This is a genomic window from Mycobacterium sp. (assembly GCF_035570115.1).
Classification (GTDB): domain Bacteria; phylum Actinomycetota; class Actinomycetes; order Mycobacteriales; family Mycobacteriaceae; genus Mycobacterium.
Map to the genome: position 1 here is coordinate 1 of NZ_DATMLH010000288.1, position 17361 is coordinate 17361.

Below are 17361 nucleotides of genomic sequence, written 5' to 3' on the forward strand. Positions count from 1 at the left end.
CAAATTCATTGTGCGGCGGGATAACTGCGACCACGTGAGATTCTCGGGAACACCCGCCCAGTTGTTCTCGTAATCGGTAAAAGTGAATGCCACGTCATCGGGCCGCAGGCTGGCACGGCCATGCAGCATCGAGAGAATGGATGACTGAGGCATAGGCGTCACATTACGTCCGTACTAATAATCCAATTTGTGGGCGTGTAGTCAGTGGTCAGCTTCGCCTGCGCCGTGCGACAACACGGACATGGCACCGCTGAGGATCTGCGAGAACGGGTCAGCGCCGCCGCCGAATGTCGCCTGGTTGGCCGGCGCAGTGACGGCCGCTGGGTCGAAGCCGTGCACGGGGTCCACCTGAATCGGAGCGGTCGACGGGTCGTCGTTTCGAGCATAGCCCGCGTTCACCCGGGGAATCAGGATTGCGTCGAGCTTGTTCAGCGTGTCTTCCGAGATCCCGATGTAGGCCAGCGGCATGACCAGCGGAAGGTGCTTTTCCGGGACCATGATCGTCGTGTCTTTCGCGCCCCTGGAGTTGATGGTCGTTCTGATGTTCTGCGGCGGCACCATGCTCTGGTTCGTGAAGGCCACCGCGGTGTGACCCGTGGCCAGGCCCATCAGCGTGTTGGCGAGAGCGAACATGTTGTCCGGCCGGTCGGGGAAGTCAGCGATCGAGTCGTACGCAGCCACGAACCTGTTGGTGTCGTACTGGCTCTCGTATGGCGGTGGCATGGTGTAGTCGAGTGCGGGAACAACGCTGCCGACCGGGAACGTCGCGGTCAGGAAGCTCTGACCGAAGGCGTGATGCCCAATCGGGTCGCCGAATGTGGCGAAGTTCAGCGTGTCCGGCGGGGGAGCGGTCGGGTCATTCGCCAGCCGAGCCTGCTCGCCGTCGACCACGAACCCGCCCTCGGACAAGCCGATCGCCGTACCGGGGCGACCGGTGGTGCGGATCGCGGCATCGAGGTCGTTTACTCCCTCATCGACCGACTCGCCGACGCTGGGGCCGTCCACGCCCAAGCCCGGAAAGAGTGAATTGAGCTTGCCAATGCCGGGGAAGAGTCGTTCCAGCACGTGGCCCTGAACCTGCCCGGCCGGGTAGCGAACGATTTGTCGCTGCTGGCCGGGGAACCAGTCAGCGCCCTCGCGTCGGATGTATTCGTCGTAGGGGATGCCCAGGACGTGAGCGCCACCGAGGGCGTAGGCGGTCTGGTCGCCCGGCGCCCCGGGACTCGGCGGACCGCCGATGGGCGTGTCGTCGGCCGACGCGGTTCCGATACCGAAACATCCTGTGGCGCCGACAGTTACCAGCGCCGTCACTCCCGCGAGTAGTTTCTTCATACCTACTCCTGCCCCTCGGCTTCGTCTCGTAGTTTCACATACATCACCCGCGCGCGCGAATCCGTCCCGGCCACCAGTTGGCCTGTCCGACCAGCGCGGCGATGGCGGGCACCGTGATGGTCCGAACCAAGAAGGTATCCAGCAAAATCCCCACGCCGATCACAAAACCGCCCTGGACCACGGTTCCGATGCTGGAGAACAACAGACCGCACATCGAGGCCGCGAAGATCAGACCGGCCGCGGTGATCACGCCGCCTGTCGAACCCAGCGTGCGAATGATGCCGTAACGCATGCTGTGCGGAGACTCGTCACGCATTCGCGAGACCAGCAGCATGTTGTAATCGGCCCCCACTGAGACCAATACCACGAATGCGAGTGGGGGCACACTCCAATGTAGTTGCTGGCCGAGGATGAATTGAAATATCAGCGCGCCGATGCCAACTGCCGACAAATACGAAATGATCACGGACGCAACCAGATACAGCGGCGCGACAATCGCACGCAGCAGCGCGATCAAGGTCAGTAGCACGACGATGAGGGTTACCGCGATGATGAACCGGATGTCGTGTTGGTAGTAGTCGCGGGTGTCCTTCAGCCCAACGGTGTATCCCGCCATCGATACTGTGGCGTCGGCCAAGGCGGTATTCGGTTGGGCTCCGCGAGCGGCCGCGCTGATCGCGTTGACCTGGTCCATGGCTTCGGTGCTGAACGGATTGAGTTTGGTTTGAACCAAGTACCGCACCGAGTGGCCGTCGGACGAGATGAACACCTTGGCGGCCTTCTGGAACTCGTCTAGATGCAGCAGCTGGGCCGGGATGTTGAACCCGGCCATTGCCGGTTGCGCCGCGTCATGTTTCAGCGACAACAGAAAAGTCGCTGCCTCGCTGAGCCCGGCACCCATTTGTTTGACTTGGTCGACGAGTTGAGCCACCGCGTCAGCCACTTGGCGGCTGCCGCCGGCGAATTGGTTTGCGCCATCTTGCAGGGTGGCCAGGTTCGCCTGCAGGCCGCCGGGTTGCTCCATCCCCATGGACTGCATCACCTTGGTGAGATTCGTCAATGCACCGCGCAGGCGGTCCACTGATGCGTTGAGGCTCTGTTTGTCCGGGAACGACTGCAGCTGCCCCGCCAGATCATTGATCGCGTCGAGGTCTTCCTGATCGCGCCCGCCGGTCAGCCGCTCGAACGCCCCACGGGTGGCGCTGCAGGACTCATCGACATCGCAGACCGGGTTACCCTGCAACGCCGTCAGCACCGGGCCTATCCAGGCGAACATGTTCTTGCCCGCCGAATAGTTCCAGCCCATGGCATTACTGAGCGAGTTGACGTGGTCGACGAGCTTGGCCGCGGTATCGACCTCCTTGACCAAGGTGTCGCCACCGTATTGGCTTCTCATCGACGTTAAGGAGTCGGTCAGGCTCTGCACACTGGTAGCAAGCTGGCCGACTTGGCCGCGCACGTCGCCGAGGTTGTTGGCCAGCGTGCCGGCCCCGTCGACCAGTCGGTTGAGGTCATTGGTGCGGTCGTTGATCAGGGTGGACCCGCCGGCCAGAAAGGTGCCGATGGCGCCCGCCTGATAGGTGGCTCGGAATTGTTCCGGCACATTGCCGGTGGGACGAGTGATGCCGCTGATCACTGCGATGTTGGGCAGCTGGCTGACTCGGTCCGCCAATTGTTCCAAGTCTGCGAGCGCCTGCGGCGTGCGAAGGTCATGCGGTGACTGGATGAGGATGAACTCCGGAATGGACTGATTCGTGGGGAAATGGCGATCCAGCGCGGTATACCCGATCGAGCTGGGAGCTGACGACTGCAGGGCCTTGCGATCGTCGTAGTTGTAGTGCACCAAACCCGCGCAGCTGGCCAGGATGGCCAAGACCAGCGCACTGGCAACCAGATGGGCCCTCGGCCGGCGCACAATGCGTATGCCCGAACGTCGCCAGAACCGAGCGGTCAGTTCGCGCCGTGGCTTGACCCAGCCGCGTCGCCCGGCGAGCACCAGAATTGCCGGCAGCAACGTCACCGCGGCGAGGAACGCTACGCCGACGCCAATCGCCGACGCCACTCCGACGGTTTTGAACACTCCCATTCGGGCGAAGCTGATGACGAGAAAAGTGATTCCCACGGTGGTTGCGGATGCGGCGATCACTTTCCCGATCGAGATCATTGCCCGCTTGACCGCCTGATCGACATCCGCATCCAACCGCAGATAGTCGTGGTAGCGGCTAATGAGAAAGACCGCGTAATCCGTTCCGGCGCCCGCCATGATCGCGCTCAGGAATACGATGGACTGGTTCGAGACGCCCGTGCCCGTCAGTTGAGAGAAGCCGGCCACCAGTGCCTGCGCGATCACCAGGGACAACCCAATCGTGATCAATGGCAGCAGCATGGTGATCGCGCTGCGGTAGACCACCAGCAAGACGAACAGCACCAGAACCGCGATCGCCAGTTCAATCGGCATCCGGTCCCGATCGCCCGCGACCGTGAGGTCGGCCACCGTTGCCGCGGGGCCGGTGAGGTTCGCCGTCAGGGGCGTCCCGGCGACGACGTGTTCGACGATGCCGCCGATCTGGGTGAAAGCGGCGTAGGACCGTGGCGTGCCCAACTCGCCCGCAACACCGACCGGCAGCACCCAAGCTTTGTGGTCCTTGCTGGTCACCACCGACCGTAGTGGCGGCATGCTGACGAAATCCTGCAACATCAAGACATCCCGCGTGTCCCGGCGCAGCGCATCCACCAGTTTGCGGTAGACGCCTTCGTCGGCGGGGCTAAGCCCTTTGTCGTCGGTCAGGACCACCAGTAGTAGGTCTTCTGAGCCCGATTCGTGAAACGCCTCGGTCATCTTTCGAGCGGTGACGCTCGACGGTGCATCGCTGGGCAAGATCGCGAGCGGATGCTTCTGGGCCATCTCGCCCAGGGACGGGAATGTCAGTGGTAGCGCGACCGCAATCGCCACCCAGACCGCTATAACCACCCAGGGCCATCGCACCACAAAATCGGCTAGCCGTCGCATATTGCCCTCACCCGCGGTCGGCAACCGCACATCTGAAGAAAAGCCCTAGCCATCGAATCGCTCCACGCTATGCGACGCGTCCCCAGTGCCCGCTATCGGCGACCCGCCCGCAAACGGACTTCATCGCCGCCATGTAGCGGGCAACAGATTTCAGGGCAACCGGGTTATCGGGATGCATGATCGCCATGACCGTGCCCTCGCCGTACCGGAATATATAGGTGGTCAGTTGATAGGAATACCGGCCGTCGGGGTAGATTCCGATATTGTTCGCCAGGCCCAGGTCGGCTGCCGCCAGAATAGCGTTGAGCGGAGCGGCGCCGCCGTGGAAGAAGTTCGACACGGGAAAGTTTGGCCGTGGCCAGCGCAACCACGGCGCCAATTCCAATACCCGGTAATACGGCACCTTCGCCATGTCCAGAGCTGAATCGAAAGAAGCCTGCGCCGCCCATGCGGCATCGCTGAAAGAGGTCGCAGCTATTGGGACGGTGATCGGGATCAGGCCGGTAAACCAACCCTGCGTCATGAAATTGTCGCTGGCCGTGCGGGAATCCCTGGGAGTGAGCCCGTAGTAGGTGAGAGCTCCGGTGAACTCGTGCTCCACCAGGCCGAGGCAGGCGAACAAGCCGCCGACGAAGCGCGCGCTGGCCGCCGAGCAAGCTGATTCGAATCGCTCCGTCTGTTCGGGGCCCATCAGGAGTTCGGAGGTCATATAACTGCTAGTCGACTCCGACGGGTTTCCCAGCGGGAGTGGGAACTCGGGAAAGCCACCGTCATTGTTCTCCGCGAACTCAATCCACGCGCGTACCTGAGGGGAATCTACGTCTAACGTTGACGTGTACTCGCGCTCGCGGGAACAGAAATCGTCAAAGCTGCCCGCGTCGGGAAGCGTAAGGGCCGCACCGCCTTCGCTCAACGCCGTATACATTCCGTTGGCTTCTAGCATCGTTGTGCCGATCAGCGTCGCGTCTCCGTGGACATGATCCATGGAGGCAAAGAAGGTGAAATAATCCTCGCACTGGATTACCCCGAACGTAAAACAGCCCCAGTCCAGCGGATTCGGTATCGCCACGACATGGGCGCGTATTGCGTCGACCGTCATGCTGCCGTGATTGATCGGCGCAAATTCGATATCGTCCGGATCACTGATGGCATGCCTGATGAACTTCCCGTCACCGGCGTGCTCGAACCAACTCCGGAAGGTGTCATGGCGACGCAGGTATGCGTTAAGGGCGTGATCCATGGCGGCAATATCACACTGGCCGCGCACATCACAGCTACCGATGATTTGCCGGGAGAAGCTCAGGCCCGCGGCTGTCCGTTCGCAGTAATTACGAAGATGCTGGCCCTGCATGTAGCTGATCGGCACCGAACTGACCGGCGCCTGCCGGACCTTTTCCTGAGCCGCGGCCGTCGGGTGCCACGTGGTGACTGTGCCGGGGGTCAGCGTCCACTCATTGAGTGAGCCGACTGTAATTTTCCCGATGCGCAAAACTTCGTCCTCTCGATTCGACCGGCTCCGACCACGCTGGCAGCGAGACCCAAGATAGCCCTCTCAGCTGTCATCGTCGTCGGCTGCGGGGACGCGTAGGCGTCGACTCACGGATTCGGAAGGCGGTTTCGGTGCGGGAACCGCCCGAGCGTCGCACGCCAGCCTGCCGCCATACTGGCTATAGTTGCGCTTGCCGGCCTAGTTGCCCGGCGCCGGCGCTAGTAGCCCGGCGCCTGGTGCTGCTCTTGCAAAACTGGCCGTCCGGCGATCAATCTGCTGCGCAATCGAGGCGCCGGGCGGGGGATCGAAACTTCACCGGCAGAGGTTCAGGGAGGACAACCGTATGGCATCTGTGGAGGGTCTAAGGAAGTCGACATCGAGTTTTGCGATCGTCGGCTACGCGGCACGCTTTCCGGGTGCCGCGGATGCGGACGAATTCTGGGATGTGCTGCTGGAAGGCCGGGACGCGATATCCGAGGTGCCCCAGGACCGATGGGATGCCGACGAATTCTTCGACCCGGAACCCGGTGCGCCCGGCAAGGTCGTCACCCGTCGGGCGGGCTTCGTCGATGACGTGACGGGTTTCGACGCGCCGTTCTTCGGTATGTCGACGCGCGAGGTCAGGTTGATGGACCCGCAGCATCGGCTCCTTCTCGAGACTGCGTGGCGGGCGGTGGAGCATTCGGGTACCGCGCCAACGGCTTTGGAGAACACCAACACCGGTGTGTTTGTCGGTCTGGCCACCCACGACTACCTGGGAATGGCATCCGGCGAGCTGACGTACCCCGAGATCGAGGCCTACATGGCAATCGGGACGTCGAACGCCGCAGCAGCGGGGCGGATCAGCTATCGATTGGGCCTGCAGGGCCCGTCGGTCGCCGTCGACACCGCGTGCAGCTCGTCGCTGGTGGCAATCCATCAGGCGTGCCAGGCGTTGCAATTAGGCGAATGCGATCTGGCGCTGGCCGGTGGCGCGAACGTGCTGCTCACACCGGCAACCATGATCACGTTTTCCAATGCGCAGATGCTGGCGCCCGACGGCAAGTGCAAGACCTTCGACGCGGCCGCGGACGGTTATGTGCGCGGCGAGGGTTGCGGCGTCATCGTCATCAAGCGGCTCGAGGACGCGATCCGCGACGGTGACCGGATTCGGGCCGTCATCCGGGGCAGTGCGATCAACCAGGACGGTGCATCGGGTGGTCTGACGGTGCCGAACGGCGTTGCCCAGCAACGGGTTATCGCCGATGCGCTTAAGCGCGCAGGCCTTGCACCCAGCGACGTCGATTACCTCGAAGCGCATGGCACCGGGACTTCGCTGGGCGACCCGATCGAGGCCCAGGCCGCGGGCGCGGCGTTCGGCATCGGTCGCGAACCCGGTGACCCGCTGTTGATGGGCTCGGCGAAGACGAACATCGGGCATCTGGAAGCGGCCGCGGGCATCGCCGGCGTGATCAAGGTCATCCTGTCGCTCGAGCACGAGACTTTGCCGAAGCATCTGCACTTTGAGAACCCGTCGCCGCATATACCCTGGGACCGCCTCGCGCTGGAGGTTGTGCAGGAGGCCACGCCGTGGGAGCGCAACGGTCGGCGGCGCATTGCGGGAGTCAGCTCCTTCGGGTTCGCCGGGACCAACGCGCACGTCATCCTCGAAGAAGCGCCCGAGAACTCGGGTCAGGTGGCCGAGTCGCCGGGCCCGGTCGATCAGCCCGGGGACCAACGGTTCAGCATTCTTCCGCTGTCGGCGCACACGCCTGCCGCATTGGTGCAGATCGCCGAGGAATACCGCGGCTGGTTGCGCGCGCATCCGGAAGCCACGTTGGCGGAGCTGTGCTTTACCGCCGGGGTGGGGCGAGCGCACTTGGAGCACCGGGCCGCGCTGGTGGTCAATTCGAGGGAGTCTGCCAGCGAGTTACTCGGTGCGCTCGCGGAGGACCGCCCGGCACCAGGCTTGGTTCGCGGAGAATCGCATGACACGCCGAAGACGGCGTGGCTGTTCACCGGTCAGGGCAGCCAGTACCCCGGCATGGCCCGAGAGCTATTCGACACCGAGCCGGTGTTCGCCGAGACACTGACCCGCTGCGCGGCAGTGGTCGCCGACGTTCTTGAAAAGCCCTTGCTGGACGTAATTTTCGATTCGGATGGCCCCGATAGCGAAGAGACGCTGCGGCAGACCTCCTACGCCCAACCCGCCTTGTTCGCGGTGGAGATGGGCCTGGCCCGGCTCTGGCAGTCGTGGGGCTTTGAACCCGATGTGGTGCTCGGTCACAGCGTCGGCCAGTATTCGGCGGCCTGCGTCGCCGGCGTGTTCAGCCTGGAGGACGGCACGCTGCTGATGGCCGAGCGCGGGCGCCTGTTCGGCAGTTTGCCTGCGGGCGGTCGGATGGTCGCGGCGTTCACCGCCGCCGAGCGCGTCGAGCGCCTGACCGACGAGTTCCCGAGTCTATCGGTTGCCGCCTACAACGGCGCCAACACCGTACTGTCCGGGCCCGGGCAGGACCTGGAACAAGCGGTGGCCCGATTGACAGCCGACGGAGTCCGCTGCGACTGGCTGGAGACCAGCCACGCGTTCCATTCGGCGCTGCTGGAGCCGATCCTCGACGAGTTCGAGTCCTATGCGAACCGGTTCAATTTCGTTTCACCACAACGGATTTTGGTGTGTAACCGCACGGGTGCGACGATCGGTCGGAGCCTGAAACTGGATGGCAACTACTGGCGTCGCCACGCGCGGCAGCCGGTGGAATTCGCCAAGAGCGTGCGGACGCTGGCCGATCTGGGTTGCAAAATGCTGTTGGAGATCGGCCCGCAACCGGTGCTCACCGCCGCGGCGCTGCGGGCATGGCCTGACCCGGCGACTGCGCCGCAAGCGATCGCGTCGTTGCGCCGAAACACCGCCGACCACCGGCAGATCACCGAGGCCCTTGCTGACGCATACGTCTTGGGGCGCCTGCCCGACTTCGGCGCTGTTGGACAGGTTCCGTCGCGAAAGCTCGACCTGCCTACCTATCCGTTCGAGCGTCGGCAGTACTGGTTTAAAGACAACCGGGAGCGGCCCAACCCGCAACAGCGCCTTGTCGCGCGTACCGAAGCCGTCCGCCTTCTCGAGGAGGGCCGGATCGAGGAACTCGCGGCCCTTATCGACGGTGCGGGCGGTGACCATCAGACCCTGAATGTGCTGACGAAGCTTGCCGCACAACACAACCAACAACGTTCAACCCAGTCGATCGCGGACGACCGCTACGAGATTCGCTGGGAGAAATCCACTGCCGCAGTCTCACCTGCGCAAGCCGGCGAGGCCGGCTGGCTGCTCATCGGCGACGACGCCGATGCATTCCAGCCTTTGGTCGACGCGCTGACCGAGCACGGGCACAGGTATCAGATTCTCGGATTGCCGATGGCCGACGTGGACGAGCAACGGCTCGAAGGTGTGTTGCGTGCCGCGGTGGCCGACGACCCGGCGCTGCGAATCGTGCACGTCGCGGCCCTGGGCGGGGACCTTGGCTCCAAGACCGTGCCCTCGATGCAGTCGCTGTTGCGGATGCAACACCACGTCCTGGGTGGAACGCGGCGACTCTTCCGCGCCGCGGCCGCCGCTGAACTCCGCCGACCCATCTGGTTGGTGACCCGTGGCGCACAACGAGTCACCGACGCGGACACCGTGTCAGCCGATCAGAGTTGCCTATGGGGATTCGGTCGTGCCGCCTCGCTGGAGCTTCCGCAGCTGTGGGGTGGACTCGCGGATCTGGCTGAAGGCACTGCTGAGGAATGGTCGCGGTTCATCAACCAGGTGATGGCTGCACCGCGCGACTCGGCTATTCGGGAAGACCAATTGGCCTTGCGTGATCAAGCGGTCTATCTTCCCCGGCTGGTTCGACGCGTTGGGCAGCCCAGCGGTACACCGCTGGAACTGCGGGATGAGGCAACGTATTTGGTGACCGGCGGGCTGGGGTCGATTGGGCTGGAAATCGCCGGATACTTGGCCGCGCACGGCGCCAAGCATCTCGTGCTGACCAGCCGACGCGTGCCCAGCGATGCCGCGCAACAGCGCATCGACGCGCTAGGCGAACAGTACGGCTGCGAAGTCCGGATCATCGCTGCCGACGTCGCCGATGGGCACGACGTCGCACGCCTGTTAGCCACCGTGCAGGCTGAGCTGCCGCCGCTAGCCGGCATCGTGCATGCTGCGGGCGAGATCGGTACCACCCCGCTGAGCAACTTAGACGACGCGGAAGTGGATCGCGTTTTCGCCGGGAAGGTCTGGGGTGCGTGGCATTTGAGTGAAGCAGCCGCCGACCTGCAACTGGATTTCTTTATCAGCACTTCTTCGATCGCCTCGGTGTGGGGCGGATTCGGTCAGACCGCTTACGGCGCGGCCAACGCCTTCCTCGACGCGCTGGCCTGGCGGCTGCGCGAGCAGGGCATCCCTGGGATCAGCGTCAATTTCGGTCCGTGGTCGGCGGGTATGGCCGATGCGGAGTCGCGTGCGCGACTGGACAAGCGCGGGGTCCGGACATTGTCACCTACCGATGCGCTGGCGGGTCTGGCCGATGTCGTGGCGGCTTCTTCCGCGCAAGGCGCAGCAAAAGGCCCGGCACAAGGGGTGGTGGCCCGGATCGACTGGGCGCGTTTCCTGCCGCTCTACCAGCAAGCGGGGAGGCGGGCGTTCCTGGCGGAGCTGGAGCGTGAGGTACCCGACGCGGCGCCGACACTAACGGCGTCCGGGAAGACCCAGCTGGTCGAGCGGCTCACCAACGCTCCGGTGCAGCAACGCAGGAAACTTTTGGCGGACTACCTTCGTGACGCGGTAGCAGAGGTGACGCGCGTCGATGCCTCCGAGATCCGCGAGGACGCGGGATTCTTCGATCTCGGCATGGATTCGCTGATGGCCGTCGAGTTGCGGCGCCGCATCGAGCAAGGTGTGGGCAAGGAGATACCGGCGACCCTGGCGATGGACTACCCACGTCTGTCCGACGTGGTGGATTACCTTCTTGGCGACGTGCTCGGGCTGAGCGAGCAGGCGTCCGCCAAGTCACGGAGTCGGCTGGCGTCGGCAGTGACGACACGCACGGATGAGCCGATTGCGATCGTCGCGGTGTCGTGCCATTTCCCCGGCGCACCCGATCCAGAAGCTTTCTGGGAGGTGTTGTCCGGCGGTGTCGATGCGATCCGGGAAGTCCCGGAAGACCGATTCGACATCGACGAGTTCTACGACCCCGATCCAGAGACCCCTGGCAAGATCTACAGCCGCTTCGGCGGGTACCTGGACGGAATCGACGGATTCGATCCGGAATTCTTCGGTATCTCCCCGCGCGAGGCGGTTTGGATCGAGCCGCAGCAGCGGCTGATGCTCGAAACTGTCTGGGAGGGCTTGGAACGGGCCGGGTATTCCCCGGCGGCGTTACGCGGCAGCTCAACCGGCATCTTCGTCGGGGTGGCTGCCAACGAGTATGCACATCTGCTGTCCGCCGAGTCGGTCGACAAAATCGAGCCCTACTTCATCACCGGCAATGCGCTCAATGCCATTTCCGGTCGGGTTGCCTTCGCGCTGGGACTAGAAGGACCGGCGGTGGCGGTCGATACCGCGTGCAGCTCGTCGTTGGTGGCCGTCCATCAGGCTTGCCAGGCATTGCACTCCGGTGACTGCGATTTGGCGTTGGCCGGCGGGGTGAACGTCTTGCTCAGTCCGGTAACCATTATCGCCGCCTCGCGCGCCAGGATGCTTTCCCCCGTCGGGCGATGCAAGACCTTCGACGCCTCCGCCGACGGCTATGTGCGCAGTGAAGGCTGCGGGATTTTAGTGCTCAAGCGGCTCAGCGATGCGGTGCGCGACGGCGATCGGGTCTGCGCGGTCATCCCGGGCAGCGCGGTCAACCAAGACGGCGCCTCCAGCGGGTTGACGGTGCCCAATGGTGGTGCACAACAACGGCTTATCAATACGGCGCTGGCTCGTGCCGGTCTGGCCGGCGGCGACGTCGACTACCTCGAGGCGCATGGGACCGGTACCCCGCTGGGTGATCCAATCGAGGTCCAGGCGGCCGGCGCGGCTTACGGTGCCGGCCGAGATGCGGACCGACCGTTGCTGATGGGGTCGGTGAAGACCAACATCGGCCACCTCGAGTCGGCATCCGGGGCTGCGGGTCTGATCAAGGTCGTGTTGTCGTTGCAGCACGAACTGCTGCCGCAGAGCCTGCATTTCGACAATCCATCGCCGCATATTCCGTGGGAATCATTGCCGGTTAAGGTCGTCGAGAAGGCGACTCCTTGGGAGGCCAACGGCAGGCCGCGGCGCGCCGGGGTGAGTTCCTTTGGATTCACCGGCACGAACGCACATGTGCTGATCGAGGAGGCGCCGGCACAACCGGCGATCCCCGACGAGCGGCCGGCGGACGACGTCGCGGTGGCACCGGACTCGGACGTTCCAGAAGAGTCGGTGAATGTGCTGGCGCTGTCGGCGCGGTCACCGGAAGCGCTGGTGGCGCTGGCGCAGCGTTATGGATCGTGGTTGAACATCCACCCAGCGGTCGACATCGCCGAGGTGTGCCTCACGGCCGGGGTGGGGCGTTCGCATTTCGACCACCGGGCCGCGCTCGTCGTGGATTCGGCTCAGAGCGCCGGCGAGGGCCTGGCCGAGTTGGCCGAGAACCGACTGCGACCCGGTGTGGTACGTGGCGAGTGCACTGACCGGCCGACCACGGCGTGGTTGTTCACCGGGCAGGGCAGCCAGCATCCGGGGATGGCGCGCGAATTGTTCGACGCTGAGCCGGTATTCGCGGAGACGGTGACACGTTGCGCGGACGCGGTCAACGAGATACTGCCGCGCCCGTTGCTTGAGGTGATGTTCGCCACCGATCGCGAAACCGGTGGTGAGGCCGGAGAAACGTTGCGGCACACATCGTTTGCTCAGCCAGCGCTGTTCGCGGTCGAGATGGGCCTGGCACGGCTGTGGCAGTCATGGGGCGTCGAGCCCGATGTGGTGCTGGGGCACAGCGTGGGCCAGTATGCGGCGGCATGTGTAGCCGGAGTATTCAGCCTCGAGGACGGGGCACGGTTGATGGCCGAGCGCGGTCGGCTGTTCGGTAGTCTGCCCGAAGGCGGGCGAATGGTGGCGGTGTTCACCGACCCCAAGCACGTCGAGCAAGTCGCGAACGAATTCCCTCGGGTGTCGGTCGGCGCCTACAACGGCCCCAACACGGTGCTGTCGGGTCCAGGCGAAGACCTGGAGCAGGTAGTCGCCAAATTTGGTGACGAGGGGATCCGCTGCAGCTGGCTGGAAACCAGCCATGCCTTCCATTCGGAGTTGCTTGAGCCGGTGCTCGGTGAATTCGAGTCTTACGCAGCAGGGTTGCAGTTCGCGGTGCCGACGTTGCCGCTGATCTGTAACCGCACCGGCACCGTGCTCACCGCGGAAACCCCACTCGACGCCCAATATTGGCGGCGGCATTCTCGCCAGCCGGTGCAGTTCGCCGAAAGCGTGCGCACCGCCGCGGCGCTGGGATGCTCGGTGTTGATGGAGATCGGTCCGCAACCGGTTCTGACGGGGGCCGCGGTGCAGGTTTGGCCGGAGCATCTGGCCGCGCCGCGCGCGATCGTTTCCCTGCGCAAGGGTGTAGGTGACCGGCGCCAGATCGCGGAAGCGCTGGCCACGGCCTATGTCAGCGGCCATCGGCCTAATTTCGCTGCGCTACATCATCAGCCTCGCCACAAGGTTGAACTGCCCACCTATCCGTTCCAGCGCCGTCGCTTCTGGCCCAAGACTTCTGGCATCGCCGTGGACGGCGCAGCGGCCGCGTCGGGAATCTTGGGTAGTGCAAAGGATCTCGCCTCCGGCGACTCCGTATACACCAGTCGGCTGTCGGTCAGATCGCAACCGTGGCTGTCGGATCACGTCATCTATGGCACCGTTGTCGTTCCCGGGGCGACGTATGCGGCGATGGCACTCGCCGCCGTTGGTCCGCCGGCGCGGGTCAAAGACGTCTTCTTCTACGAGCCGATCATTCTGCCCGAGAAGGATTCTCGTGAGGTGCAGCTGACGCTGCATCCGCTTGAGGACGGTGGGGGCTGGAGTTTCCAGGTGCACAGCCGCCCATACGGTGTTCGTGATGTTGACTGGTCGTTGAACGCTGATGGCACGGTCGCCTCCGGCGTCGACGACGAGCCGACGCCGGAGCAGTCGGATCCCATCGACGCGGTAATCGAGCGGATGGAACGTATGCGACCGCAGGAGCTGTTCGAGACCTTTGCCGACATGGAGCTGGCGTGGGGGCCTAACTGGTCCGGTTCCCTGAAGTCGCTGTGGCTCGGTGAGGGTGAGGCGATCGGCGATATCAGCGTTGGCGAAGAACTCGCAGAAAATCTCGGAAGCGAGCCGATGCATCCGGTGCTGATGGACCTGTGCACCGGAGTCGCCTTCCCGGCCTTCCCGGCACTTCTCGCGGCCGAACAAGGGGTCAATGACCTGTTCTTGCCATTGCGTTACGGGCAAGTGGCGCTACGGGAGAAGATGCCTCGGCGGTTTTACTGCCGCGCGAGGTGGCACACCAGCGCACTCGACAGCGAAACCCAAGTCTTCGATCTCGACTTCGTCGATCGGGATGGCCACCAACTAGGCGGGATTCGCGAATTTACGGTCAAACGCGCGCCCCGGGAGGCGTTGTTGCGTGGGCTCGGCGGCGATGCTACCCGGCTGCTGTACTCCCTCGGCTGGCACGAGGTGCCGCCACCGGCATCGAGCGACGACGCCGGAAATTCGCTCGGTACTTGGCTGATTGCCGGGTTCGACACGCTGGCGGCCGAGCTGCCGGGCAGCATCTCTTTTGACCGGACGACCGATCCGGAGCCCATCGGGCGGCTGTTGGCCCAGGCTAGAGAGCGCGGTATGCCATTCTCCGGCATCGTCTGGCGCAGTACCGGACCGAGGGCAGACGAGTCGAGCGCTGAATCTGCGGCGCGGCTGGAAGCCGAGATCTCTCAACTGCTCAGCGCCGTGCATGCCCTGCAGGGCGATGGAGCGGTGAAACTTCCCGGCGGACTGTGGATTATCACCGAGCGGGCTGTGGCGACCGAATCCGGCGAGCCCGTCGACCCGGTGCAGGCGGCGTTGTGGGGACTGGGGCGCACCATCGTCAACGAGGAACCAGCTTTGCACTGCCGACTGGTCGACTACGACGGGTCAGAGCAGGCCGTGCATTCGCTGGCTGGTCTGCTCGGCGCACCGATCGACGAGCCCGAACTCGCCCTGCGGCAAGGTAAGTTCCTGACGTCCCGGCTACTGCAGTGGTCGCGCAGCGGTCACCTCGCGGTGCCGCGCGCAGCCGATTACGCCTTGGCGCCCACAGAGCGTGGCGCGATCGACAACCTGCGGCTGACCGAGACGGAAGTGCCGCCGCCGGACGAGGGCTACGTGCAGGTCCGGGTTGAGGCCGCTGGCTTGAACTTCCGGGATGTGCTCAATGTGCTGGGCCTCTACCCGGGTGATCCAGGGCCGATCGGCGGCGACTTCGCCGGCGTCGTCACCCAATTAGGTGACGGTGTGACCCGAGTGGAGGTCGGCCGACGCGTCTATGGCTTCATGCAGGGCGCGTTCTCCAGTCGGTTCAATGTGCCGGCTCAGTTGCTGGCGCCGATTCCCGACGGGGTGGATGCGGTAGCTGCGGCAACAATTCCCGCTGCGGCGCTGACGGCCCGGCTCGCGTTCGACTGGGCGCAGCTGAAGCCCGGTGACCGCGTGCTCATCCACGCCGCCAGTGGCGGTGTCGGATTGGCCGCCATCCAAATGGCCCAGCAGCACGGTGCGACCGTCTTCGCGACCGCCAGCACCTACAAGCGCGCGACGCTGCGCAGACTGGGTGTGGAATACGTCTACGACTCGCGCAGTACGGATTTCGCCGACCAAATCCTCGCTGACACTGACGGTGCCGGTGTCGACGTGGTGCTCAACAGCCTGACGAATGAGGGCTTCGTCGAAGCGACCGTGCGGGCCACCGCGAAGAATGGCCGTTTCGCCGAGATCGCCAAGCGCGACATCTGGACGCCAGAACAAATGTCGGAGGTCCGTCCAGATATCGCTTACGAGATAGTGGCGCTGGACACGGTTACCTTCCAGGAGCCCGAGCGTATTCGTGCCTTGCTGGGCGAGGTATCGGACGGGTTGGCCAGGGGCGAGTGGACGCCACTACCCGCTGAGATCTACCCACTGACGGAGGCGAAGACAGCGTTCCGCCGGATGCAGCAGGCGCGGCATATCGGCAAGATCGTGGTGCAAATGCCGAGTCCGCTCCAGCCGCGCGGTGATCGGAGTTATCTGATCACTGGTGGACTCGGTGCGATCGGTCTGCACACGGCGGCCTATCTGGCGCAACTCGGTGCCGGTGACATCGTGTTGACCAGCAGGCGCACGCCCGACGCAGACGCACAAAGGGAAATCGACGAGATCACCGAGCGCTACCGGTGCCGCATCCACACCTTCGCGGCCGATGTCGGCGACGAGTCAGAAGTGGCAACGCTGCTGGACCGGATCCGTGCGGAGTTGCCGCCGCTCGCTGGAGTGGCGCATTTGGCAGGCGTGCTCGACGACGCTCTGCTGTCGCAGCAGAATCTGGATCGCTTCCGGACGACGTTGGCGCCCAAGGCGTTCGGTGCCCTCTACTTGGACCGGTTGACGAAGAAAGACGACCTCGACTTCTTCATCGTGTCGTCCTCGGTGTCCAGCTTGCTCGGTTCACCCGGCCAGGCCAACTACTCGACCGCTAATGCGCTGCTCGACGGGCTGGTCGCGGATCGAAAGGCACACGGCTTGCCGGCGACCGGAGTGAACTTTGGTCCCTGGGGCCGGGGAGGCATGGCCTCTTCGGAGGCCGCGCGTGCCAATATCGGTGCGCAAGGGCTGGTTCCGCTGGAACCCTCGGCCGCCCTCGGCGCCCTCGCCGAAGTTGTCGCCAACGGAACTGCGCAGGCAACCGTCATCAAGGCCAACTGGCAGCGTGCCGCGAAGGTGCTGGGTAGTTCCCGTCCACCGATTCTCGACCTGGTGTTGCCGAGTGCCGTCGGGGAGATAATCGGCGACAGTGAGTTGCTCCGGCAACTGCAGGAGATACCGGTGGCGCAGCGCGCCAGTTTCATTACCGAATTTCTGCAGCGCGAAGTCCAGGGTTTCTTGCGGCTCGCACAACCGCCCGCGGCAACCAGTCGGTTCCTGGACCTGGGAACGGATTCGCTGATGGCGGTCGAACTCCGCAACCGTTTGCACAGCCAGTTCGGTGGCGCATTCACGATCAATGCCACCGCAGTATTTGACTATCCGACGATCGGCGGGCTCGGCGAATATCTCGCGGCTCAGCTGCCGGATGCGGAATCGGAGTCTGCTGACGGGGAGTCGGATGCGGCGCCTGAGTCCGCTGAGGCGGAGTCGGTTGCGGCGCCTGAGTCTGCTGACGCGGAATCCGGTGCGGCGCCTGAGTCATCACCGTCGGATGAAACGGAATCTGGTGCAGCGCCTGACCCGAGTTGATCGTGGGCGGTTCACTCGGCGATATTG

The 17361-nt window shown here is 64.3% G+C and carries 5 protein-coding genes; 1 reads left to right on the plus strand and 4 read right to left on the minus strand.

Annotated features, from left to right (window positions below; translation table 11 throughout):
- From VNW74_RS32005 to VNW74_RS27240, 4 genes are all read right to left on the minus strand, one after another.
- Positions 1–153, minus strand: a 153-nt coding sequence (locus VNW74_RS32005; RefSeq protein ID WP_414686798.1) for a hypothetical protein, incomplete at its 3' end; no start/stop codon positions are given.
- A gap of 48 nt (positions 154–201) precedes the next feature.
- A complete protein-coding gene (gene pe / locus VNW74_RS27230; protein WP_325682655.1) occupies positions 202–1332 on the minus strand; it encodes an acyltransferase PE in 1131 nt (376 codons plus the stop codon).
- A gap of 43 nt (positions 1333–1375) precedes the next feature.
- Entirely contained in the window at positions 1376–4342 is a 2967-nt protein-coding gene (locus VNW74_RS27235) for an RND family transporter (protein ID WP_325682763.1), read from the minus strand.
- Between the two features lie 67 nt (positions 4343–4409).
- Positions 4410–5831 carry a condensation domain-containing protein gene (locus tag VNW74_RS27240; protein ID WP_325682657.1) on the minus strand — a complete coding sequence of 474 codons (1422 nt, stop codon included), beginning with the start codon at positions 5829–5831 and terminating at the stop codon, positions 4410–4412.
- 343 nt (positions 5832–6174) lie between these two features.
- Between VNW74_RS27240 and VNW74_RS27245 the strand changes: the two genes are divergently transcribed.
- Complete coding sequence (locus VNW74_RS27245; RefSeq protein ID WP_325682659.1) at positions 6175–17334, plus strand: type I polyketide synthase; 11160 nt, start codon at positions 6175–6177, stop codon at positions 17332–17334.
- Positions 17335–17361 lie beyond the last annotated feature (27 nt).

Excerpts from the sequence above, each read along its gene's own strand:
- pe (WP_325682655.1), bottom strand. The coding sequence starts at position 1,332 with ATGAAGAAACTACTCGCGGGAGTGACGGCGCTGGTAACTGTCGGCGCC.
- VNW74_RS27235 (WP_325682763.1), bottom strand. The coding sequence starts at position 4,342 with ATGCGACGGCTAGCCGATTTTGTGGTGCGATGGCCCTGGGTGGTTATA.
- VNW74_RS27245 (WP_325682659.1), top strand. The coding sequence starts at position 6,175 with ATGGCATCTGTGGAGGGTCTAAGGAAGTCGACATCGAGTTTTGCGATC.